Annotated in this window: 19 protein-coding genes and 1 pseudogene; 9 read left to right on the plus strand and 11 right to left on the minus strand. The window is 71.0% G+C overall.

Annotation, left to right across the window (positions count from 1 at the left end):
- Positions 1 to 143: 143 nt before the first annotated feature.
- A complete protein-coding gene (locus tag G6048_RS26205) occupies positions 144 to 701 on the minus strand; it encodes an NAD(P)H-dependent oxidoreductase (protein ID WP_165342045.1) in 558 nt (185 codons plus the stop codon).
- Between the two features lie 147 nt (positions 702 to 848).
- Here G6048_RS26205 and G6048_RS26210 point away from each other — a divergent pair, with 147 nt between their 5' ends.
- The 3 genes and pseudogenes from G6048_RS26210 to G6048_RS51950 all read left to right on the plus strand — a co-directional run bounded on the left by G6048_RS26210 (position 849) and on the right by G6048_RS51950 (position 3,002).
- Complete coding sequence (locus G6048_RS26210; RefSeq protein WP_165342046.1) at positions 849 to 1,502, plus strand: TetR/AcrR family transcriptional regulator; 654 nt, start codon at positions 849 to 851, stop codon at positions 1,500 to 1,502.
- Between the two features lie 252 nt (positions 1,503 to 1,754).
- Positions 1,755 to 2,102, plus strand: a pseudogene (locus tag G6048_RS51945) (RICIN domain-containing protein); the annotation flags it as partial.
- A gap of 51 nt (positions 2,103 to 2,153) precedes the next feature.
- On the plus strand, positions 2,154 to 3,002 hold the full coding sequence (locus G6048_RS51950; RefSeq protein WP_408056176.1) for a pectate lyase: 849 nt from the start codon (positions 2,154 to 2,156) through the stop codon (positions 3,000 to 3,002).
- 31 nt (positions 3,003 to 3,033) lie between these two features.
- Here the strand turns inward: G6048_RS51950 and G6048_RS26220 are convergent, their stop codons facing one another.
- On the minus strand, positions 3,034 to 3,966 hold the full coding sequence (locus tag G6048_RS26220) for an aminoglycoside phosphotransferase family protein (RefSeq protein WP_165342047.1): 933 nt from the start codon (positions 3,964 to 3,966) through the stop codon (positions 3,034 to 3,036).
- A gap of 88 nt (positions 3,967 to 4,054) precedes the next feature.
- Between G6048_RS26220 and G6048_RS26225 the strand changes: the two genes are divergently transcribed.
- Complete coding sequence (locus G6048_RS26225) at positions 4,055 to 5,200, plus strand: CapA family protein (protein ID WP_165342048.1); 1,146 nt, start codon at positions 4,055 to 4,057, stop codon at positions 5,198 to 5,200.
- The gene (locus tag G6048_RS26230; protein WP_165342049.1) at positions 5,197 to 5,880 is read left to right on the plus strand and encodes an MBL fold metallo-hydrolase; all 684 of its coding nucleotides are present in this window, start codon (positions 5,197 to 5,199) and stop codon (positions 5,878 to 5,880) included. The genes G6048_RS26225 and G6048_RS26230 overlap by 4 nt, the downstream gene beginning before the upstream one ends.
- 8 nt (positions 5,881 to 5,888) lie before the next feature.
- Here the strand turns inward: G6048_RS26230 and G6048_RS26235 are convergent, their stop codons facing one another.
- A complete protein-coding gene (locus G6048_RS26235; protein WP_165342050.1) occupies positions 5,889 to 6,644 on the minus strand; it encodes a TIGR03943 family putative permease subunit in 756 nt (251 codons plus the stop codon).
- Complete coding sequence (locus G6048_RS26240; protein ID WP_165342051.1) at positions 6,641 to 7,651, minus strand: permease; 1,011 nt, start codon at positions 7,649 to 7,651, stop codon at positions 6,641 to 6,643. Before G6048_RS26240 ends, G6048_RS26235 begins: the two co-directional genes overlap by 4 nt.
- A gap of 286 nt (positions 7,652 to 7,937) precedes the next feature.
- Here G6048_RS26240 and G6048_RS26245 point away from each other — a divergent pair, with 286 nt between their 5' ends.
- Both G6048_RS26245 and G6048_RS26250 read left to right on the plus strand, forming a co-directional pair.
- Positions 7,938 to 10,016: a glycosyltransferase gene (locus G6048_RS26245; protein ID WP_408056175.1), complete on the plus strand. Its 2,079-nt coding sequence runs from the start codon at positions 7,938 to 7,940 to the stop codon at positions 10,014 to 10,016.
- A 29-nt stretch (positions 10,017 to 10,045) separates the two neighbouring features.
- Positions 10,046 to 11,299 carry an LCP family protein gene (locus tag G6048_RS26250; protein WP_165342052.1) on the plus strand — a complete coding sequence of 418 codons (1,254 nt, stop codon included), beginning with the start codon at positions 10,046 to 10,048 and terminating at the stop codon, positions 11,297 to 11,299.
- Between the two features lie 3 nt (positions 11,300 to 11,302).
- Here the strand turns inward: G6048_RS26250 and G6048_RS26255 are convergent, their stop codons facing one another.
- Positions 11,303 to 12,511: an acyl-CoA dehydrogenase family protein gene (locus G6048_RS26255; protein WP_165342053.1), complete on the minus strand. Its 1,209-nt coding sequence runs from the start codon at positions 12,509 to 12,511 to the stop codon at positions 11,303 to 11,305.
- Between the two features lie 101 nt (positions 12,512 to 12,612).
- Positions 12,613 to 14,691, minus strand: coding sequence for a SpoIIE family protein phosphatase (locus tag G6048_RS26260; protein ID WP_206342149.1), 2,079 nt, complete (start codon positions 14,689 to 14,691; stop codon positions 12,613 to 12,615).
- A gap of 348 nt (positions 14,692 to 15,039) precedes the next feature.
- Between G6048_RS26260 and G6048_RS26265 the strand changes: the two genes are divergently transcribed.
- Complete coding sequence (locus G6048_RS26265; RefSeq protein WP_165342054.1) at positions 15,040 to 15,567, plus strand: hypothetical protein; 528 nt, start codon at positions 15,040 to 15,042, stop codon at positions 15,565 to 15,567.
- Positions 15,568 to 15,681: 114 nt separating this feature from the next.
- Here the strand turns inward: G6048_RS26265 and G6048_RS26270 are convergent, their stop codons facing one another.
- From G6048_RS26270 to G6048_RS26290, 5 genes are all read right to left on the minus strand, one after another.
- A complete protein-coding gene (locus G6048_RS26270) occupies positions 15,682 to 16,245 on the minus strand; it encodes a hemerythrin domain-containing protein (protein ID WP_165342055.1) in 564 nt (187 codons plus the stop codon).
- A gap of 109 nt (positions 16,246 to 16,354) precedes the next feature.
- Positions 16,355 to 17,122, minus strand: a complete 768-nt coding sequence (locus G6048_RS26275; RefSeq protein ID WP_165342056.1) for a metallophosphoesterase family protein — start codon at positions 17,120 to 17,122, stop codon at positions 16,355 to 16,357.
- Complete coding sequence (locus G6048_RS26280) at positions 17,119 to 17,397, minus strand: hypothetical protein (protein WP_165342057.1); 279 nt, start codon at positions 17,395 to 17,397, stop codon at positions 17,119 to 17,121. The genes G6048_RS26275 and G6048_RS26280 overlap by 4 nt, the downstream gene beginning before the upstream one ends.
- Complete coding sequence (locus tag G6048_RS26285; protein WP_328826999.1) at positions 17,394 to 18,080, minus strand: nucleotidyltransferase family protein; 687 nt, start codon at positions 18,078 to 18,080, stop codon at positions 17,394 to 17,396. The genes G6048_RS26280 and G6048_RS26285 overlap by 4 nt, the downstream gene beginning before the upstream one ends.
- 139 nt (positions 18,081 to 18,219) lie before the next feature.
- Positions 18,220 to 19,884: an RICIN domain-containing protein gene (locus G6048_RS26290; protein WP_165342058.1), complete on the minus strand. Its 1,665-nt coding sequence runs from the start codon at positions 19,882 to 19,884 to the stop codon at positions 18,220 to 18,222.
- 228 nt (positions 19,885 to 20,112) lie between these two features.
- Between G6048_RS26290 and G6048_RS26295 the strand changes: the two genes are divergently transcribed.
- Positions 20,113 to 22,092, plus strand: a complete 1,980-nt coding sequence (locus G6048_RS26295; RefSeq protein ID WP_165342059.1) for a heavy metal translocating P-type ATPase — start codon at positions 20,113 to 20,115, stop codon at positions 22,090 to 22,092.
- Positions 22,093 to 22,126 lie beyond the last annotated feature (34 nt).

A 22,126-nucleotide genomic window follows, 5' to 3' on the forward strand; every position in this document is an offset into this window, starting at 1 on the left:
GTGCGGGGGCTGGCCCCCGTAACGGGGTCCGGGGCGGAGCCCCGAAGGGGGTCTGGGGGCGTAAGCCCCCAGCGGGGTCCAGGGGCGGAGCCCCTTGGTATGGGACGGGTAAGGGCGGCGGGGGCGAGGACCGGCTGCCGGGGTCAGGCCGCGGAGGGCGTCGCCTGGGAGAGCTGCTGGATGACCTCGGTCAGGCCGGTGACCACCTCGGTGTCGTCGGAGGGGTGGGTCTCCGCGAAGCGGGTGACCGAGCCGGGGATGGAGAGCTTGGCGTCCTCCAGGACCGAGGCGCCGGCGATGCCCAGGGACTTGCGGGCCTCATCCTGCGCCCACACGCCGCCGTACTGGCCGAAGGCGGTGCCGACCACGGCGACGGGCTTGCCGGAGAGCGCACCGGCGCCGTACGGGCGGGACAGCCAGTCGATCGCGTTCTTCAGCACGGCGGGAATGGTGCCGTTGTACTCCGGCGAGAACAGCAGGAAGCCGTCGACCTGGCCGGCCGCGGCACGCAGCCGGGCGGCGGCCTCGGGCACGCTGCCCTCGACGTCGATGTCCTCGTTGTAGAACGGCACCTCGGCCAGGCCCTCGAAGAGCGTGATCTCGACACCGGTGGGAGCGTGCTTGACGGCCGTCTCGGCGAGCTGACGGTTGTGCGAACCGGCGCGAAGGCTGCCGACGAGGGCGAGGATGCGAACAGACATGGGGTGGAACTCCAGAAGAGAGTGGGCCGGAACAAGCGGACCGTGGTCCGTTGAATGTTGTATCACTTAACCGGACTGCGGTCCAGTTCTGTTCCCGGCTAACCGGACCGCGGTCCCCTTCTATTCCCGCGGCGGTAGGCTGAAGGCATGACCGAGCCGCTCCCCCTCCTTCCGGCCCAGGCGGAACCACCCTCCGGGCAGGTGGATCTCACCCTCACTCAGACCGAGGAGCAGCCCCGGCTGCGGGCCGACGCCGCACGCAACCGCACCCGCCTGCTGGAAGTGGCCGCCGAACTCGCCGCCGAGCGCGGGATCGGCAACGTGAGCATGGAGGCCGTCGCCACCGCCGCCAAGGTCGGCAAGGGCACCGTCTTCCGGCGGTTCGGCGACCGCGCCGGGCTCATGCTCGCCCTCCTGGACCACCACGAGCAGCAGCTGCAGGCGGCCTTCCTCATGGGTCCGCCGCCGCTGGGTCCTGACGCGCCCGCCGCCGAGCGCCTGCGCGCCTTCGGCCCGGCCGTCCTCCGCCATGAACGCGCCCACCGCGACCTCTACGTGGCCGCCCACGCGGATCTGGCCCGCCATTACCTCAGCCCGGCGAACCACCTCAGGCTCGGCCATCTCGCCCTATTGCTACGGCAGTTGAAGGCCCCCGGCGACATCGAACTCATCGCGCACACACTGCTCGGCTATCTCTCCACCCTCCTCGCCGACCACCTGCTCACCGAGCGAGGGATGTCCATGGAGCGACTCGAGGCCGGCTGGTACGACCTCGTCGAGCGCCTGGGAGCGGCCGCGTAGCGGACCCGTACGAATGCCGCGCAGCGGCCACCGTAAGATTTCGGCCACGGACGGCAACCTTTGTGCGGCTGCTGGCGACCGAGGGGTGCGGGACCAACTCGAAACTGCACACCCTTGAAGGACAGCAACGACGTGGGTAAGAGAGCAGCCCATCGCGGGCCGCGGCGAAAGCAGTCGAAGCGCCGAAGAAACGCGCTGATCATCGCGCTGGCCGCGACCCTGACCTGCGGCGCGATCGTCGCAGGGGTACTCATGTCGGACTCCGCGTCCGGACCCGACGCCGGGACGTACCAGCTCGTGAACGACCGCGACGGTACATGCCTGACCGATCCGTCGAGCGGCACGCGGCTGGGCGGAGCGGCGTGTGACGGCGAGGCGGGGCAGACCTGGCAACTCGCCGAGTCCGGCGAGGGGTTCAGGGTGAAGTCCGCGTCCGGCGGGCTGTGCGTCGACGTGAAGAGTGCGTCGAAGTCGGGCGGCACGGCCGTACAGCAGCAGACGTGCGGCGACGGCACCTCACAGGTCTGGAAGGCGACCGAGGTCGGCGAGACGTACCACCTCGTGAACGCCAACAGCGGCAAGTGCCTCAACCTCGTGGACGCCCTGGCGCAACAGGACTCCTGTGACGCGGCGAGCAGCAAGAGCTGGCGTCTGAATGCGGTGTCCGACGTGGCTCCTACGCCCACGACATCGCGGTCGTCCGCGTCACCCTCGGCATCCCCGTCCCCCTCAGGCTCGCCCTCGGCGTCGCCGAGCAAGCGTGCCACCCCCAAAGCCTCGGCGACCCGACCCCGTACGCCTTCCCAGGGCGCCGCCCTCGGCGCATGGCCGAACGCCCCGGCGGGCGAGCCGGTGTCCGCCACCATCGAGGTCTCGGTCAGCTACGACGGCGGTATGAAGCGCTACTCCGGTTCGGGCGCACTGGGCGGCGGCGGCCAGGGCGAGGACCAGGACGCCCTGTTCGAGCTGGCCGACGGCGCCGTGCTGAAGAACGTCATCCTGGGGGCCCCGGCCGCCGACGGCATTCACTGCCTGGGCAGTTGCACCCTGCAGAACGTGTGGTGGGAGGACGTCGGCGAGGACGCCGCCACCTTCAAGGGCACGTCGGCCTCGGCCAGGTACGCCATCGACGGCGGCGGCGCGAGGTACGCCGACGACAAGGTCTTCCAGCACAATGGCGCCGGCACCGTGACGATCAAGAACTTCCAGGTCGAGGACTTCGGCAAGCTCTACCGGTCCTGCGGCAACTGCGACACCCAGTACGAGCGCCATGTCATCGTCAGCAACGTGAGGGCGACCGACGGTGGCCAGTCGCTGGTCGGCGTCAACGCCAACTACGGCGACACCGCCGAACTGTCCGGCATCACCGTCGTCGGCGGGGAGATCGACATCTGCGAACGCTTCCAGGGCAACGAATCCGGCGACGAACCGACGAAACTCGGCAGCGGGGCGGACGGCACTCACTGCCGCTACAGCTCCTCGAGCATCAAGTACCAGTGATCACAGGAGGAGGCGGCACTGCAAGGCGGCGTCATCCACCGTGACCGTGACCGTGATGGGGATCGGGAGCGGGATTGGCATCGTGATCGGCATCGTTGAGAACCCCGTGGATGACGCGTCGTGCGATGGTCGCCATGACTGGATTCGTCTCCCGGTAATAGCGCAGTTCGTCGAGCGCGATCGACAGTGCCCAGCCGCGGCCCCGCTCCCAGGCGGCGTCATCGCGCTCCAGAGCGGAGCGGAAGACGCCGCGCGCTTGGGCGGGGAGCACATACCAGGCCGCGATCAGATCGACCGCCGGATCGCCCAGGCCCAGGCAGCCGAAGTCGATCACGGCGCTGAGCCGCCCGTCGGCGATCAGTACGTTCCCCGGCTGCAGGTCCGCGTGAATCCAGACCGCCGGACCGGGCCACGCGGGGGCACCCAACGCCGCCTCCCATACGGCGGTCGCCGCGTCGGCGTCGACGACTTCGCGCAGTTCCCCGATCGCGGCACGCGTCGTCGTGTCACGCGCGGCCAAGGGCTCGCTTCGGTACGAGTCAGGCCCGCCCTCGGGATCGATCCGGCGCAATGCGGCCACGAACTCGGCCAGATCCTTGGCGAGTTGGCCGGGATCGGCGATATGCCCGGCGACCGGGGTCTCGCCGTTGAGCCACCGGTAGACGGCCCACGGCCACGGATAGTCCCCGTCGGGCATGCCCTTGACCAGCGGTACCGGAACGGCGACCGGAAGCGAGGGCGCGAGCCGGGGCAGCCACTGCTGCTCCTTCTCCACATCGCCCGCCGCCCCTTCGACACGGGGCAGCCGCACGGCCATGTCCTCGCCGAGCCGGAACATGGCGTTGGCCGTACCGGCGGACTCGACCCGGGCGACCGGAAGATCCGCCCACTGCGGAAACTGCGCCGCGATCAGCCGACGTACAAGGGACGTGTCGATGGCGTCTGTGCTGATCCCGGCGCCCATGTGCACCTTCCTGGAGTGAGGCTGTGGCCGAGCGCCATACGACCGTTCCCGCCCTTCACCCGTCAATCGATTTCCGTACGCTGGAGACATGGGCGGCGGCGTCGTGACGCTGTTCCTCTGCGGCGATGTGATGCTCGGGCGCGGCGTCGACCAGATCCTTCCGCATCCCGGTGATCCGACACTGCGCGAAGGCTACGTTCAGGACGCCCGCTCCTACGTCGGGACGGCCGAGGCCGTGAACGGCCCGATCCCCGCGCCGGTCGAGCCCTCCTACCTCTGGGGCGAAGCGCTCCGGGTGCTGGAGGAGGCCGCCCTGGACGCCAGGATCGTGAACCTGGAGACGGCCGTCACCCGCAGCGACACCTTCGAGCCGGGCAAGGAGATCCACTACCGGATGCACCCGGCCAACATGCCGGCCCTGGCCGTGGCCCGGCCCGACGTCTGCGTCCTGGCCAACAACCATGTGCTGGACTTCGGCCACCTGGGTCTCGAGGAAACGCTTCACTCGCTGTACCGGGCGGGTCTGCGGGCGGTCGGAGCGGGGCGCAACGCCGACGAGGCGCACGCGCCCGCGACGGTCACCGTCAGTCGGACGGCACGTGTGCTGGTGTTCGCCCTCGGGATGGAGTCCAGCGGCGTCCCGCCGAGTTGGGCGGCCACCGACTACGTGCCGGGTGTCGCCCATGTCGTCGAGCCGTCGGCCGCCGCTGCCGCCGAGACGGTCCGGCGGGTACGGCAGGAGAAGCTGCCCGGTGACATTACGGTCGTCTCCGTGCACTGGGGCTCCAACTGGGGGTATCGCATCCCCCGCGACCACATCCGCTTCGCACGCGCCCTGGTGGACGGCGGCGTCGACGTCGTACACGGGCACTCCTCGCACCACCCCCGCACCATCGAGGTGTACCGCGACCGGCTGATCCTCTACGGCTGCGGCGACTTCATCGACGACTACGAAGGGATCTCGGGCTACGAGCGGTACCGCGACGACCTCCGGCTCGCCTACTTCGTTTCGGTGGAGACGGACAGCGGACGGCTGGCCGGACTGCGCATCGTGCCGCTGCGGGTCCGGCGGATGCGGCTGGAACCCGCCACGGACGAGGACCGGGCCTGGCTGCGTACGACCCTCGACCGGGTCAGCGACTCGGTCCGCATCACCCTGGACGCCGACGGCGCACTCACCCTCGTACACCCGGCTGCCGCGCGCGGAACGACGAGGACGGAGCACGGTCGATGAACCACCTGCTGCGGCTGACCCTCCTCGGCGTGGGCGCGATGAACTCGCCGCGGTTCGCCCCGGCCGGTCTGCTGCTGCGGTGCCCCGGGCACCGGGTGGCCTTCGACGGCGGGCCCGGGGCCGAGCCACCGCCCGGACGGCTCGACGCCTGGCTGGTCACCGACGAGCAGGCGGAGCTGCGGTCCGAACTGCGGCGGCTCGCGGTCGCGCGTGGCGTATCGATGCGGGCCGGTGACCTGGAACTCGGTGGCGTACGGGTCCGCTGCTGCCCGGTGGCGCACACCTCGCATCCCGCGTACGGCTACCGCATCGAGGCGGGCGCCCTGGTGGTGGCCTGGGCGCCGGAGTTCTGGGAGTTCCCGCGCTGGGCAGAGCGGGCGGACCTGATGTTCGCGGAGGCCGCCGCCTGGGACCGGCCGATACGCTTCCGGGGCGGCGTGGGCGGCCATATGTGCGTACGGAACGTCAGTGAGCAGGCCGTGCGGTACCGGGTGCGGCGACTGGTGTACGCGCATATCGGGCGGCCCACACTGCGGGCGATCGACGCCGGGCTGAAGCCTCCGGCCGGTGAATGGGGCGTCGAAGGGCGCACGTACACCTTGCGGTGGGACGACTCGTCGCGGTGGGACGAGCGCACCGCCGTCGCCCGTGGCACCGCGAGCCCGCGGTGGGGCCGGTGACGCGGCGCTCAGCCGCCGCCCTCGTCGTACGGGTCGCGCGGGGCCGGGACCGGAGTCGCTTTGGTGACCTTGATGAAGGGGATGACGCCGTCGTTGACCGGGTCCTCGGCCCGTTTGCCGGTGTAGGTGCCGGTGACTTCGAGCCAGGTGTCGGGCTGGAGGACGGGGGGAGTCTTTCCGGCCAGTCCTACCTTGACGGGCTGGCCGTCGGCGGCGCAGCAGTTGAGCGACATGCGGACCAGGTACGGCGTACCGCCCCGGTCGAGGGCGACGAAGCCGGTGATCTTGACCTGCCGGTCGTGGAGGGAGCGTCCCTGGTCGTAGGCCGCGCGGCCGGCGTAGTCGACCAGGCTCATCCGCAAAGGATCGCCCGCCGGAAGGTCTTCGAAGCCCCACGGTTTCTGCAGGGCCGTCCCGGTGCGCATGGCGCTGTAGGAGCCGAGGGCGGGCGGGGCGACCAGGATGAGCGCGAGGATGGGCAGGGCGAGGAGCCAGGCAACGCGCGGTTCGCGGTGGGCGTGACCGTGCCCGTCATGGTGCTCGGTCCCGGACTCGTTCTCCGCGGCCTGCTTCTCGGCCGCGCGCGGCCGTCGTAGTTCGTACCAGACGGTGGCGACGGCCGCCACGATCAGGACGACGCCGGCCACGAGCAGCAGCGGACGCAGCCCGGCTTTGACGTACCGCAGGTAGAGATCGGTGAAGCTCGCGTGCAGCAGCGCCCCGCCGATGAGGAACAGCACCGCTGCCTGTGCCTGCCGGCTCACAGCAGCACCGCCCCGACCAGGACCGACATCAGCACGCCCAGGGCGAAGGTCGCCGGGGCGAACCGCAGCGCGAAGCCACGGCCGAACGTGCCCGCCTGCATGGCGAACAGCTTCAGGTCGATCATCGGCCCGACCACGAGGAACGCCAGCCGCGCCGTGAGCGAGAACTGCGACAACGACGCGGCCACGAACGCGTCCGCCTCCGAGCAGATCGACAACAGCACCGCGAGGACCGCCAGGGCGAGCACCGCGAGGACGGGGTTGTCGGCCGTGGCCTGCAGCCAGCTCGCCGGAACCACGGCCTTCAGCGTGGCCGCGGCCATCGCGCCGACGACGAGGAAACCGCCCGCGTGCATCACGTCATGCCGTACGGACCCCCAGAACGCCGCCCCCTTGCCCAGGCCCTCGGACTCGGGGCGGGCCGGCGGGCGCAGCCAGTCGGTACGGCCGAGCCGCTGCCACAGCCAGCCCATCGCGCACGCCACCAGCAGACTCGCCACGAACCGGGCGAGGACCATCTCCGGCTTGCCGGGAAAGGCGACGGCGGTGGCGGTCAGCACGATCGGGTTGATCGCCGGAGCGGACAGCAGGAACGTGAACGCCGCCGCGGGCGCCACCCCCCGGCGCACCAGCGCCCCGGCCACCGGCACGGAAGCGCACTCACAGCCGGGCAGCACCGCCCCGCCCATCCCGGCGACCGGCACCGCCAGGGCTGGCCGTTTCGGCAGCGCGCGGGCGAAGAACGACGCCGGGACGAACACCGCGATGACCGCCGACAGCAGGACGCCGAGCACGAGGAACGGCAGGGCCTGCACCATCACCGCGACGAACACCGTCATCCAGCTCTGCATCACCGGCGTGGACACGGCCTCGCGGATCGGCCCCTGCAGCGCCACCACCACGAGCAGCAGCATGATCAGGACGAGCGACGAGTCGACCCGCGACCCCCGCGGCTCGTCCCCATCGCGCCGATCGCCCCGGGGCGGGGCCTCCTTGGTGAGGGTCACGGGTGGGATACCTCCAGCGTGGAGGGGCTTCGCGGGCGGATTTCCCTCCACCTTCCATACGCCGATTCAGGCTCGGTTGCTCAACTTGTGCGCCCCAACCTACGTGTGCGGTACGTCTCCACACGAGGCGACCGGTGTTATGGCCATCCAACCGGGGCCTGTGGCTACACTCGCCCACCATGTGCGAGGCCACCCCCACCAGTCAGCGGAAGACACCGTCCAGCCGCCCACCGCGCGCGGAGAGAGGAAGAGAGGTCCGGGACGTCGCGAAGGGAGCTGAGGTCTCTTGACAGCGCGCCACAAGGAGTCCCGCGACCCGCGCGGCCATTGGTGGTTACTCCTCCTCGTCCTGCCCCTGATGGCCGCGGTCCTGTTCTTCCAGGGCTGGACCAGCCACGAGGTCGATGAGGCGAAGGCCCGCACCCCCTGCACCTCGCCCGCACCGGACGCCGTAGCAAGCGGCGGACCCGTCATCGGCATCAACCGGGGCGGCGTCCAGACCGCCAGGATGCCCGCCCGCACCGTGGCCCTGACCTTCGACGGCGGCCCCAACCCCGTCTGGACCCCGCGCTTCCTCGACCTGCTGCGGCAACACCGGGCACGCGCCACCTTCTTCCTCTTCGGCACCGATGCCGCGCGCTACCCCGAGCTGGTGCGGCGGATTCGCGCCGAGGGCCATGAGATCGCCTCGAACACGTACACCGGCGCCGTCATGGGCGAGTCGTCGCCCACCCGCTTCTCGGCGGAACTCGGCCTGACCGAGAGCGCGTTGGCGAGCACCGCGGGTCAACGCCCGATGCTGCTGCGGCTGCCGCGGACCACCACGCCGGACACGCTGTGCGGCCGCGAGTGGCAGGCGGCGCAGAAGGCCGCCGAACGGGGTTACGTACTGGTCGCCGCCGACCCGGAGACCCGGAAGGCGAGGCAGGGCCTGGTCCGGCAGTTCAGCCAGACGTCGCTCGCCTACGGGGAGACGAAGAAGCTCCTGAAGAACCGCAACGTGGACCGCTTCACGACTGTGTCGGACGGGATGCGCCTTGACCCGTACGAGCCCGTGACCACCGTCGAGCGATGGCAGGGCACCTTCCTGACCTGGGTGACCAAGCTCGGGGACGCCTTCTCCAGCGCCATGAGCTGGGTACTCGGGATCGCGGGCACCCTCGGACTGCTGCGCCTCGCACTGCTCGCCTACTTCGCCCGGAAACATGTCCGCCGCCTCGAGAGCTCCCGCCCCGGCGCGCCCTGGCTGCCGGAGGTGACCGAACCGGTGACGGTGCTGGTGCCCGCGTACAACGAAGAGGCCGGCATCGAGTCCACCGTCCTGTCCCTGCTGGCCTCCACCCACCGGCAGTTGCAGATCATCGTGATCGACGACGGCTCGACGGACCGTACGGCGGACATCGCCGAGGGGATCGGCGATCCGCGCGTGCAGGTGATCCGCAAGGTGAACGAGGGCAAGGCGGCCGCCCTCAACACCGGGCTCGCACACACACGGCACGACATCGTGGTCATGGTCGACGCCGACACCGTCTTCGAACCGGACGCCATCGGCCGGCTCATCCAGTCGCTGGCCCACCCCGCCGTCGGCGCCGTCAGCGGCAACGCCAAGGTCGGCAACCGGCGCCGCCTGCTGGCGAAGTGGCAGCACCTGGAGTACTGCTTCGGCTTCAACCTCGACCGCCGGATGTTCGAGGTCCTGGAGTGCATGACCACGGTCCCCGGAGCCATCGGCGCCTACCGCCGGGACGCGCTGGTGAGTGTCGGAGGAGTCAGCGAGGACACCCTCGCCGAGGACACCGACCTCACGATGGCGCTGTGGCGGGCGGGCTGGCGGGTGCTCTACGAGGAGTCCGCCGTCGCCTGGACCGAAGTGCCCACCTCGCTGGGCCAGTTGTGGCGGCAGCGCTACCGCTGGTGCTACGGCACGATCCAGGCCATGTGGAAGCACCGCGGTGCCGTCCTGGACCGGGGAGTGTCAGGGCGCTTCGGCCGCCGCGGACTCACCTACATCGCGCTGTTCCAGGTCATCCTTCCGCTGCTCGCCCCGGTCATCGACGTGTTCGCCCTGTACGCGGTGCTGTTCCTCGACTCCTGGCTGGCGGCCGCCGTGTGGTTCAGCTTCGTGGGCGCCCAACTGGTCTGCGCCCATTACGCGTTGAAGCTCGACGGCGAGAAGGTGCGGGCCCTGTGGTCGATGCCGTTCCAGCTCTTCGTGTACCGGCAGCTGACGTACCTGGTCGTCATCCAGTCCCTGGTCGCCCTGCTGTTCGGCAGCCGGCTCAAATGGCATCGCATGCGGCGTTCCGGCTCGGCCGCTGAACAGATCGGCGGCGCTGACTCGTATAAGAGCCTGACCACGAGGTGAGCGAGATGGCGTGAGGACTGGACAGACCGATGAGCGAGTGGACTGACCGTCTGCCGGACAACGACGGGGGTGGCTGGAGAGACGGCGGCTGGGACGGGAGCGCCCGGCCGGATCCGGCGCGGGGCGACCGGGCGCCGGTGACGGACGGGAACCCGGCCCCGCCCCCGTGGCGCACCGCGCCCCTGCCCGGTATGCCGTCGTCCGCCGGCGCGGGCCGTATGGACGCCGAGCACCAGCCCCACCGGCACCGCGCCAGATCCCGCAGAGGCAGGGTTCCCGACAGCGGCGGCAGATCCAGGCGCCGCCCCGCCCGGCGTAAGCGGACCGTGCGGGTGGCGATCGTCGGACTCGCCGTCATGCTCGTCTCTCCTGTCGGCGCGTACGTGTGGGCCGACACCGAGCTCACCAAGGAGGTCGACCTGGGCGCGCTCCCGGAGCGACCCGCGCGGGGCAAGGGGACCAACTATCTGATCGTGGGCTCGGACAGCCGCGAGGGTCTGTCCGAGCAGGCCAGGCAGGATCTGCGGGCCGGCTCGACCGAGGGTCGCCGCACCGACTCGATGATCCTGCTGCACACCGGCGCCAACGGCACCACGATGATGAGCCTGCCACGCGACTCGTGGGTGACCCTCCCGTCGTTCGTCCGCCCCGAGAACGGCCGGAACTATCGCGGGGCGAACAAGCTGAACGCGTCGTTCTCCCTGGGCGGCCCCGAACTGCTCGTGCAGACCATCGAGCGCAACACGGGCCTGCACATCGACCACTACGCGGAGATCGGCTTCGCGGGCTTCGTCGGGATCGTGGACGCGGTCGGCGGCGTCGACATGTGCCTGGACCGCGCCATCAAGGACAAGGACTCGGGCGCGAACCTGCAGAAGGGCTGCCAGACCCTGAACGGCGCCGAGGCACTGGCGTTCGTACGGCAGCGCAAGCAAGAAGCCCAGGGCGACCTGGGCCGTACCCAGAACCAGCAGAAGTTCCTCGCCGCGCTCGCCAAGAAGGCGGTCAACCGCCAGACGCTCCTCAACCCGACCAGGGTCTTACCGACCGCCGACGCGGGCCTCAACACCCTCATCGTGGACAAGGACACAAGCCTGCCGGATCTCGTGGACCTGTTCCAGGCGATGCGCAAGGTCACGGCGGGCAACGGGCGCCAGATCAACGTCCCCGTCGCCGACCCGGCATTCAGGTCACCCCAGGGCGTCGCGGTGAAGTGGGACATGCGCCAGGCGCGGCAGCTGTTCGCACAATTGCGGGACGACCAGCCGGTGACGGTGAAGTAGCCGTCAGAGGAAGGGAGTTCCCGCGTCGAGCCCGGACAGGACCCGGCCGTACAGCTCCAGGTTGGTGGCCGGGTTCACGAAGGAATGCAAGCTCAGCGCGTGCAGATCGCGCACGGCCCGCTGGATGGGCACCTCCCGGTGCAGGGACGAGGCACCGGAGGCGGAGCCGATCAGATCGACGGCCTCCTTGCACAGCCGCGTCACATAGCCGCTCTGCGCCCGGATCCTCGCCCGTTCTTCGAGCGCGTACGGATCGCCGCCGTCCGCCCTGGCCTCGATCAGCGCGACCATGTCGCCGGTCAGCAGCTCGGCGCAGGAGATCTTCATCGCCGCCTCGGCGGCCTGCAGATGCGTGACCGCCGCCTCGCTCTGCCGCTCGTAGAAGGTGTACGTGATGCCCCGCCGGTGGATCCGCTCGGTGAATTCCGCCAGGGCGCCTCGCGCCACACCGAGCGCGCCCGGCGTGATCCACGCGCAGAACAGCATGAGCACCGGCATGCGGTAGAAGGGGTCCTCGGCATTGGTCTTCGATGGGAAGGCGCCGCCGAGCAGCGGCCCGACCGGCAGCACGCGATGCGCGGGGACGAAGACGTCGCGGGCGACGACACTGTTGCTGCCGCTGCCGGCCAGACCCGAGACATGCCAGTCGTCGAGGACGTCCAACTCGGCCAGGGGAACGGCGGTCCACAGCACCTCGGGCGGCCCGTCCCGCTGGTCGCCGGACTCGACCCGGACCGTCAGCAGATGCCAGTCGGCGTCCTGGCACCCGGTGGCGAAGCCGGAGGTCCCGTTGACGATGTAACCGCCGTCCCGCGCGACCGCCGTCGCGTCCGGGATGAGGGTGCCGCCGACCCGCACGTCGGGGCTGGTGAAGATCTCGTCCTGTGCCTCGTCGGGGAGGAGCGCCGCGATGTACGAGCACCCGGCCTGGATCAGCGCCATGAAGCCGGCCGAACCGCATGCGCTCGAGACCTCGGCCAGCGCGTCCACCTGGGTCCGCAGGCTCGACTGGTAACCGCCATACCGCTTCGGCACGTTCATCCGGTGGATCCCGGCCTCCGTCAGCGCCGTGACGACCTCACTCGTCACCCGCCTCTGCTGCTCGGTGCGCAGGGCGTGTTCGCGGATGAGGGGCTGTAACGCCCGTATACGTTCGACGAGTTCGGCATCGCTGCGAGGTGCGGTGGGACGAGGTGCGGACGACACAGCCATGGACGACGACCTCCCGGCACGACGAGTCATCACCGTGACCCGGATCGCCGGACACTGTCAACGCCCCTTTACGCCACGGGTGTTCGGGAGCAGGTGAACCGTTACGTCTGCTTCTGGGCGCGGGCGATGAGCAGGGCCACGTCGTCGTGGTTGTCGGGGTGGTGCAGGGTGCTCAGGAGGAGGTCGCAGACGTCTTCCAGGGGGCGGGTGGGGTCGTCGAGGAGGCTCAGGAGCGTGTCGAGGCGTTCGTCGAGGGTGTGCTGGCGGGTCTCGACGAGACCGTCCGTGTAGAACACGAGCTGGTCGCCGGGGTGGAGGTCGACGGTGGTGGTCGAGAAGGGGACGCCGCCCACGCCCAGCGGTGCCCCGGTGGGCAGTTCGAGCAGCTTCGGGCGGTGGCCGGCCCGGACGAGCGCGGGCGGCAGGTGCCCTGCGTTGGCGAAACTGCACTGCCGCTCATGGGGATCGTGCACGGCGTACACACAGGTGGCGATGTAGTGGTCCAGGCCCTCGGTGATCTTGTCGAGGTGCTCCAGGAGCCGGGCGGGATCCAGATCGAGCGCGGCCAGGGTGCTGGTCGCGGTACGCAGCCGGCCCATGGTCGCGGCGGCGTTGATGCCGCTGCCCATCACGTCACCCACGACCAGCGCGGTCTTGCCGCCGTCCAGGGGAAGCACGTCGAACCAGTCGCCGCCGACCTCACCGACCGCACCCGCGGGCTGGTAGCGGGAGGCGACTTCGAGCCCGGTCGTCTCGGGCGGATGGCTGGGCAGCAGGCTGCGCTGGAGGGTGACGGCGGTGTTGCGGGCGTTCTGGTACCAGCGCGCGTTGTCGATCTGTACCGCCGCACGGGCGGCCAGCTCCCGGGCGAGCAGGAGGTCGTCCTCGCCGAACGGCCGCGGGTTGCGGGTCCGCTTGAGCTCGAGGGCGCCGAGCACTTCGCCGCGCGCGATCAGCGGCACCGCCAGATACGAGTGGACGCCTGCCCGCGCCAGCAGCGCCGCCGACTCCGGATCGCGGGCTATGCGGACCAGGTCGCTGTCCTCCACCCGCGCCACCATGACCGGAAGACCCGTCCGTACGCACTGGGTGACGAGCCGATCGGGCTCATAGCGGGCGACCTGCCCGGCGGGGTCGGCCGCCCCGAGCGCTTCGCTGACATGGTCCGCCTGGACGGCCAGCGCCCGGATCACCGCCGGCTGAGCCGGCCGGAGAACGCTGGGGCGGCCCTCCATCACCGCTTCGAGCAGATCCACGGCCGCGACGTCGGCGAGTTCCGGAACGGCCACATCCGCCAACTCATGGGCGGTACGGTCCAGTTCCAGCGTGGTGCCGATACGGGTCGTGGCGTCGGCGATGACGGCCAGGCGCCGTCGCGCGGCCTCGGCCTCGATGTTCGCCCGGTGCCGCTCGGTGACGTCCACGACCGACGTGGCCACGCCCAGCACCGTACCGAGGGAGTCCTCCAGCCGGTAGAACGAGAGCGACCAGGCGTGGTCCTCGTCAGGATCGGCCGGGGTACGGCCGACGGTGTGCTGCTCGATGAGCGGGACGCCGGTGTCCAGCACCTGGCGCGCCGCGGCCTCCAGGGCGTCGGCGTCGACAGACGGCAGGACCTCGGGGACCGTCCGGCCGATGTGCTCCTTCGCGGCGACGCCGTTGATGCGCTCCATCGCCGGGTTGACCGACACATACCGCAGATCCGTGTCCAGAACGGACAGGCCGATCGGCGACTGCGAGACCATCCGCGCCGACAGCGCCACGTCCCGCTCCAGCCGGCGCACGGTCGACTGATCGGCGGCGAGACCGAGGGCGTACACGGAACCGCGGTCGTCCAACAGCCGCATGTTCCGGAACTCCACGAGGCGCGTGGTGCCGTCCTTGCGCCGTACGGGGAAGGCTCCGGCCCAGCCCTCACCGGTGAGCATGACGTCGGCGAACAGCTTGACGACGAGATCGGCGTGCTGCTCGTGGACCATCAGCCGGGCCGCGTACTCGCCGAGCGCCTCCTGCGCCGTGTAGCCGAACAGTTCCTCGGCCTGCGGGCTCCACAGCACGACGCGCCCCTTGGTGTTGAGCACCACCGAGGCCACGCCCAGCACATCGAGCAGCCCGCTCGGCTGCACCGGCCCGCGAACGGGCTCGTCACCCTGGGTCACGGGAGATCCGGCTGCGCTCATCCCTCGCACCGCCTTAGGTCCTCGCGGCACACCGTTCCACGCGCCGACTCTCCCACTCTTATCGCGGCCACGCTGTCCTCCGGCATCACCTTCGTCTTCCTCCACCATCCCTCAACACAGCACCGGCTGTCCGGCGAAGACGCCGGGAGGGCAAGGGAGATCACGGCCGGACCGGCGACGCCTCGTAGCAGATCACCGCATACGTCACGATCCGCCGCCCCGGCGGCGGTGACGCTTCGGGTCGGCGATGTGGGGGAGCCGACGTCGCTTTCGTGACCTGGGCCATTTCTCCCGGGCGAGCGGCGGGCTACTGTTCTGCTCCCCACCCCCGGTGATTGCGGACGGCCCGTGCACGCAGAACTCTCCCCGGTCATAGCGGCGACCGCTCAGTGGCTGACGTGTGCGTATCCGCCGGGCGGCGGTGCGCTGGACGCCGCGCTCTGCGAGGCGCAGGCCCGGCAGGCCGTGACCGTCGCGGCGTGGCTGCGCTATCCGACGCCGATGGACGCCGCGCTCGTCGGCGTGGCGGGCCCCGGAGGCGCCGACCGGCTCGACTGGGTCACGGGAGCGGAGGGGGCCGCGGCCGACGACGCGGACGGGTACGCGTGGCGGACGTGGGTGGACGAGGTGGTGGCGAGTTGGGCGGCCTGCCTGCTCACCGACCCGCTGCTGGCCGGGCAGGCGGTGTCCGCGCTCGCCGACTCCAGCCACACGGTCTCGGCTCCGGCCGAGTTCCGCCGCCTGACCGCACCCGACGACCGCGACCGGCGGGCGGCTGCGCTGCTGCGCCACCCCGACCTCCTCGCGCCGATAGCCGAGCTGCACTTCGCGGACCTCTTCGACCGACTGCGGCCGGGGCAGGCGCTGAGCGCCTGAAACAGGGGGCGACCAAGGCCGGGGCACACGGCCCCTGCCGTCATGGACGGAAGTCGGTCGTTGGCCGCCGAAGACAGCCTTGCTCACCTCGGCAGCCGCCGGACCACCTCGCCGTCAGGCCTTCTTCCCGCGACCCGTCAGCACGTCGCGTACGCGGTCGACCAGTCCGGCTCCGGGCGCCAGGAGCTTGTTGGCCGGGGGTTTGGCCGGTGCGGAGGGGTGCGGACGCGTCGGCGCCAGCTTCTTCGCCTGCCGGACCTTGTTGCCCAGCTCGTCGAGCGCCTCGGCGGTAGCCGTGTCGCGCAGCATGGGGAAGAGGTTCTCCTCCTCATCGGCGATGTGCGAGCGGACCTCGTTCATGAGCATGCCGATGAGCCGGTCGAACTCGGCATCGCTCGCCTCGCAGCTCTCCAGGTCCTTCATGATCTGCTCGGCCTTGGAATGGTCCTCGATCTCCTTGTCGGCCAAGGTGTCCCCGCCCGGCAGGTACTGCCGCACGGCCGGGTAGAGGTACTCCTCCTCGGCCACCGAGTGCCGTACGAGCTCCATGGTGGCCTGATCTGCGTAGAGCTTGCGGTCCTTGTCGCCGGGCGGCAGTGCCTCGATCCGGCCGAAGAGCTCCTCGACCTCCCGGTGGTCGGTCACCAGCTCGGTGATGACGTTTCCCTCGTGTGCCATGTCCAGTACCTCCAGTACCTCCGTCAAGGTGCGGCGGCCCCTGGTCAGGACCCCACTCGGCGTCCGGGTGCCCCCGCCGGGGGAGAGCTAACGCCCGGCCGGCGCCTGCTCAGCCGACGGCGCCGGCGGAGGCGGAAGCCGTCGTCGGCGCCTCGTGGCCGTGCAGGTGGTACACGCTGAACGCCCTGCGGATGACCGGCTGCGCGACATTGCGGACCGGGACACCGCCGCTGGTCATCCCGTGTTCCGTACCGGCGTGGGCGTGTCCGTGGACGGCCAGGTCCGCGCCCGCCGTGTCGATCGCCTCGGCCAGCAGATAGCTGCCGAGGAACGGATAGATCTCCGGGGGCTCACCGGCCAGCGTGTCCGGCACGGGGGAGAAGTGCGTGAGCGCCACCCGCGTCCCGCAGCCCTGCCCGGCCAGTTCGTCCAGCGCCGTACGCAGACCATCGGCGCAGCGGCGCGTGTACCGGATGAACTCCTTCATCAGCGGTTCGCCGAACTCACTGCCACTGCGGCCGACGAACCCGCCACCGAAGCCCTTCGTACCGGCGACGCCGACACGGGCGCCGTCGACCTCGACGACCATGCCCTGCCCCTCGAGAACCCGCACACCCGCCGCGTTCAGAACGGCGGCGACCTCCTCCGGCTTCTCGTCGTGGTGGTCGTGATTGCCGAGCACGGCGACGACCGGTACCGGCAGACCGGTCACCTCCTCGGCGACCACCCGCGCCTCCTCCGGCGTGCCGTGCCGGGTCAGGTCACCGGCGAGGAGCAGCAGGTCGGCACAGTCGGGCAGCGTGTCGAAAGCAGGCCTGAGCAGGCCCTGGCTGTCCAGCCCCATATGAATGTCCCCGACGGCCGCGACGCGGATCATGCCACCTCCTCCGGGTGATCGGGAGCCGCGGCCTCGGCCACGACGATGTCGTAGTGGACGGCGAGTCCGGCCAGTTCCTCGTCCACGGCGCGCAGCAATTCCTCCCGGCAGTGCGCGGTGGGCACGGTGCCCATGACCGCCACGGCCGATCCCCGCGGCTCGACGCGCATACCGAGTTCGCCCAGTTCCCCGGCGGCGAGCCGCTCCTGCAGATGGGCGATGCGGTACTCGACGTTGTTCTCGGCCCGCTCGGCGTTCCCGGCATGGGCGTTCATTGATCTCCTCCCTGCGGTGCGATGACGTCCAGGCGCTCCAGCAAGTACAGAAAAGCGGCCGGCATGGGTACGTCCCCGAACTCGCGGCGGATCCGCAACCAGTCGACTTTCTCGCGCAGCAGCCGGGCGATCGGCAGGACGGCGCCGAAATCGCAGTGGTGCTCGGAGAAGGCGGCGAGCAGACTCCGCAACAGGTCGGTGGGTGCCAACACGGGCATCTGTACGGAGTCCACCGACAGCTCCTGCGCCCTGCCGAGCAACTCGCCGCTGACCGGCTCATGGGCCAGCCCGAAGATCAGGTCCACGTCCTGCCCGAGGCACTTGGCCTTCAGCAGCCAGTCCTCGGGAGGCGCGTACACCGTCAGGCCGGCGTCCTCCAGCGTGGCGGCGACCGCTTCGGCGTCCTCGGGCTTGATACAGAAGTCGGCATCGTGCTGGAGGCTGCCTTCCCCGCCGTGCGCGTACACGGCGACACTCCCAGCGAGAGCGAAGTCGTGCCCTTGCCTCTTCAGGAGGGCGGCGACCTGCTTGGTCGCCTCCAGGATCGCCTGGTGGCGGTCGGGCGGAAGCTGCCCGGCACGCTCATCGGGCGGACGGCTCCCCATGGCCGCACCGCCCGCCAGATGCAGCTCAGGAGCCGACCGCCGCCCGTCGAGAGCGGCGTCATCCGCGTTCTGCGCCACTGCTGCTCCCTTTCCGCACACCGCCGCCGCAATCTCGATGCGATCGGCCGTCTCCGACGAACCCTGCGCTGATGGCTGTACGGGTCTCCACCGCACGACGGATCAATCAGGATCAGGAGGTACGGGAGGACAGCCGGCGTCAGGAGATCCCGGCCCCCGCCCTCCAGCGCTGGTCGTCGTCTCCGTCTGCCGGTTCGATGTCCAGGTCCTCGCCGCCGGCCGGGGTCACAGCGTGGTCGGGGGCGATGACCGGGCGGATGACACCCGTGGCGTCCACGGCGAACCGAAGGTTTTCGCCGTTGCTGCTGTCGAGGGATTCGCAGGTCCAGATGCCGAGCCCGTCGTCGTCGGAGCCGCGGCTGTCCAGGCAGAAGTCCGGGTCGGCGAACGACTGGATGGCGCCGCTGGCGGCGTCGACCCTCCAGCGCTGGGTGCGCGACGAGGAGCAGTCGGCGGCGATGACGTCCGTACCGAGGTCGAAGTCGCCGCCCTCGACGTCCAGGCACAGGCCCGAGTCGACGTTCACCACCTGGGCGAAAGTGCCGTCCGGTGGCTCGGCCGTCGGGGGCTTCGAACGGGTCGGCGTCGGCGTGGGAGTTGGTTTGGGCGTGGGTGTCGGGCTCGGTGACGCCGAGCGCGACGGCTTCGTCGGCTCGGGGGACGGGGACTGGGCCGTGGCAGACAGGGTCGGCGGCGGGGAGAACGTCGACGTCACCGTCGCCGAGGGTGGCCGTGTCGGCGTGTCCACAGCGCCGGCCGACTCCTGCGATCCCGAGTCGCCCTGCGTCAGCAGATAGACCAGCAGCGGTGCGAGAGCGACACCGAGCGCGGCCGAGACGATCGCGACGCGGCGGGACGGCCACCACGCCGACCAACTCCACCGGGCCGCCGAACGCTCGCCCTGCCCCGCCGTCGTACGCACTTCCTGCCGCGCCTCGCCGACCGCCCCGCCGCTCACGGCGTAGGCCGTGCCGCCCCAGGGCAGCAGCCCCTCGGCCAGAGCCGCGCGCGGAGTGTCACGGAGGGCCGCCAACTCCTCGTACCCGGTGGCACAGTGCGGGCAGCCGCCCATATGGGCGTCCAGGTCCGCGCTGCGGCGAGGGCGCTCGGGGCGTACCGCCTCCTCGATCAGACGATGAAAATCCTGGCAGTCCGGATCGTCGGAACCGGCGAGGCGCGTGGTGAGTACGGACTGGCACAGGTCCTGGAACGCGCCTTGCATGCCGTGCGCCACGTCCTCGGGCGCGACGCCCAGAAAGCGGGCGGTGTCGGCCTCGGACTCCTGGTCCACGACGCCGTACCAGACCAGGCCCTGCACCCGCGTGGGCAGCGTCAGGAACGCGGCGAGCATCGGCGGGACGGGTCCGTCGGCGCCCGCGTCCGCCTCGCGCAGGGCGACGAGCAGACCCGGGTCCAGGCGGGCGGCACGTTCGTCGGCGGACCACTCGACGGCCACCCGGCAGGCCAGCAGCAGGAGTTGATGCCGCCAGGGGGTGGGCGGCTCGAGACCGCGCGCCGTCTCGCGGGCCGCGTGGGTGAAGGCCGTCGCCGTGATCCGATGGGCCGCCGACTCGTCGACGGTGCACAGCCGGGCGTACGCGAGGACCGCGGGCCGGTGTCGGCTGCGCAGCTCGCGCCAGGCGGGGCGCGCGGTCCGGGCGTCGGCGCGCAGCAGATCGGTCAGCCGCGCGTCGGACACCGAAGAGAGGTCCTCCTGCTCCGGCGGCATCGCGTGCTGGGGGACCTGCGCGCCGCCGTCGGCCTCGGTGTCGCCGTACTCGTCGGACTCGTCGCCCCGAGCCATGCCCGTGCCTCCTCCCTCGCACTACGCGCTGTCACTGCCTGTCGGAAATCTCGCTCTCGGCGTGTCTGTGGGTCTGGAGTGACCTTAGTGACGCCAGGGGGTGGAGAGTGCGGACATGAAGACATGAATGGCTCTTCATGTGATCCTGTATGGTGAGGGCGCAGCACCGGGAACCGCCGTCTGCCCGTCTGCCCGTACGCCCTCATGCGCCCCTCACGAAGGACAGTGATGACGTCCACGCTCGCCCCGCCGTCGGTCGACCGGGCCGGATCCGCGCGCGCCGGAACCGCGCCCCGGCGGCGCACCCGCATCCTGGCGCTCCCCGAGGCCCGCTGGGCCGCCGCGGCCACCGCGCTCTTCCTGCTCGCGCTGCCCCTCCAGCTGACCGGCGCCCCCGCCTGGACCTGGGGCCCGCTCTACGCGCTGGCGTACGTCACCGGTGGCTGGGAACCGGGCTGGGAGGGGCTGAAGGCGCTCAAGGAGAAGACCCTCGACGTCGACCTGCTGATGATCGTCGCCGCCCTCGGTGCGGCCTCGATCGGGCAGGTGATGGACGGCGCCCTGCTGATCGTCATCTTCGCGACGTCCGGTGCGCTGGAGGCACTGGCCACCGCCCGCACCGCCGACTCGGTCCGCGGTCTGCTCGACCTGGCCCCCTCCACCGCCACCCGGCTGACTCCGGACGGCGGTGAACAGGCCGTCCCCGTCGAGGAGTTGACGGTCGGCGACACCATCCTCGTACGCCCCGGAGAGCGCGTCGGCGCGGACGGCCGCGTACTGGACGGAGCGAGCGAGGTCGACCAGGCGACCATCACCGGCGAACCGCTCCCCGCGCCGAAGGAGCCCGGGGGCGAGGTCTTCGCGGGCACCCTCAACGGCACCGGAGCCCTGTGGGTCCGCGTCGAGCGCGACGCCTCCGACTCGGTGATCGCCCGGATCGTACGGATGGTGGAGGAGGCGTCCGAGACGAAGGCGCCCACCCAGCTGTTCATCGAGAAGGTCGAACAGCGTTACTCGCTGGGCATGGTGGCCGCCACCCTCGCCGTCTTCCTCGTACCGCTCGCCTTCGGCGCCGCACTCGACGACGCACTCCTGCGGGCCATGACCTTCATGATCGTGGCCTCGCCGTGCGCGGTCGTACTGGCCACCATGCCGCCGCTGCTCTCCGCGATCGCCAACGCCGGACGGCACGGCGTACTGGTCAAGTCGGCCGTGGTGATGGAGCGGCTCGGCCAGGTGGACACGGTCGCCCTCGACAAGACGGGCACGCTGACCGAAGGCACCCCGCGGGTCACCGATGTACGGGCGCTGCCCCAATCCGGCCTGGACGAGGACGAGTTGCTGCTGCTCGCCGCGGCAGCCGAGCACCCGAGCGAGCATCCGCTGGCCCGAGCCGTCGTGGACGCGGCCCGCGAACGCGGCCTCGACCTGCCCGCCACGGAGGACTTCGCATCCGCACCCGGCGTCGGAGTACAGGCCGTCGCCGACGGACGCACGGTCGCGGTGGGCGCCCCGGCCCGCCTGCTGGACGATGCCGGGAACCCGATCACCGCGATGGCCGAGGAGCTCGAGGACTCCGGCCGTACCGCGGTCCTGGTCATGGTCGACGGGCTCCCTGCCGGAGTGCTCGGCATCGCGGACCGGCTGCGCCCGGACGCCGCCGCCACCGTCGTCTCCCTCACCAAACTGACCGGCAACGCTCCGACCCTGCTCACCGGCGACAACGCCCGGGCAGCCGCCCACCTCGCCGCCGAGGCCGGCATCGACGACGTACGCGCCGGACTGCTGCCCCAGGACAAGCTGAGCGCGGTCAAGGAGAGGGAGGCCGCGGGCCGCAAGGTGATGGTCGTCGGGGACGGCGTCAACGACGCGCCCGCCCTGGCCGCCGCCCACACCGGTATCGCCATGGGCCGGGCGGGCTCCGACCTCGCCCTGGAGACCGCCGACGCCGTGATCGTCCGCGATGAACTCGCCGCGGTCCCCACCACCGTCGCCCTCTCCCGCCGCGCCCGGGAGCTGGTCGTCCAGAACCTCGTCATCGCCGGGGTGTTCATCGCCGGACTCGTCATCTGGGACCTGGCCGGCACCCTGCCGCTGCCCCTCGGCGTCGCGGGCCACGAGGGCTCGACCATCATCGTCGGCCTGAACGGACTGCGCCTGCTGCGGGAGACGGCCTGGCAGCGGGCAGCCGGTGTGGGAAGGAGCTGACGGCCGACCCTCGATGTGGCACGCCGTCCGTGAC

The organism is Streptomyces ureilyticus, from assembly GCF_011045025.1.
In the GTDB taxonomy this organism is placed as follows: Bacteria; Actinomycetota; Actinomycetes; order Streptomycetales; family Streptomycetaceae; genus Streptomyces; species Streptomyces ureilyticus.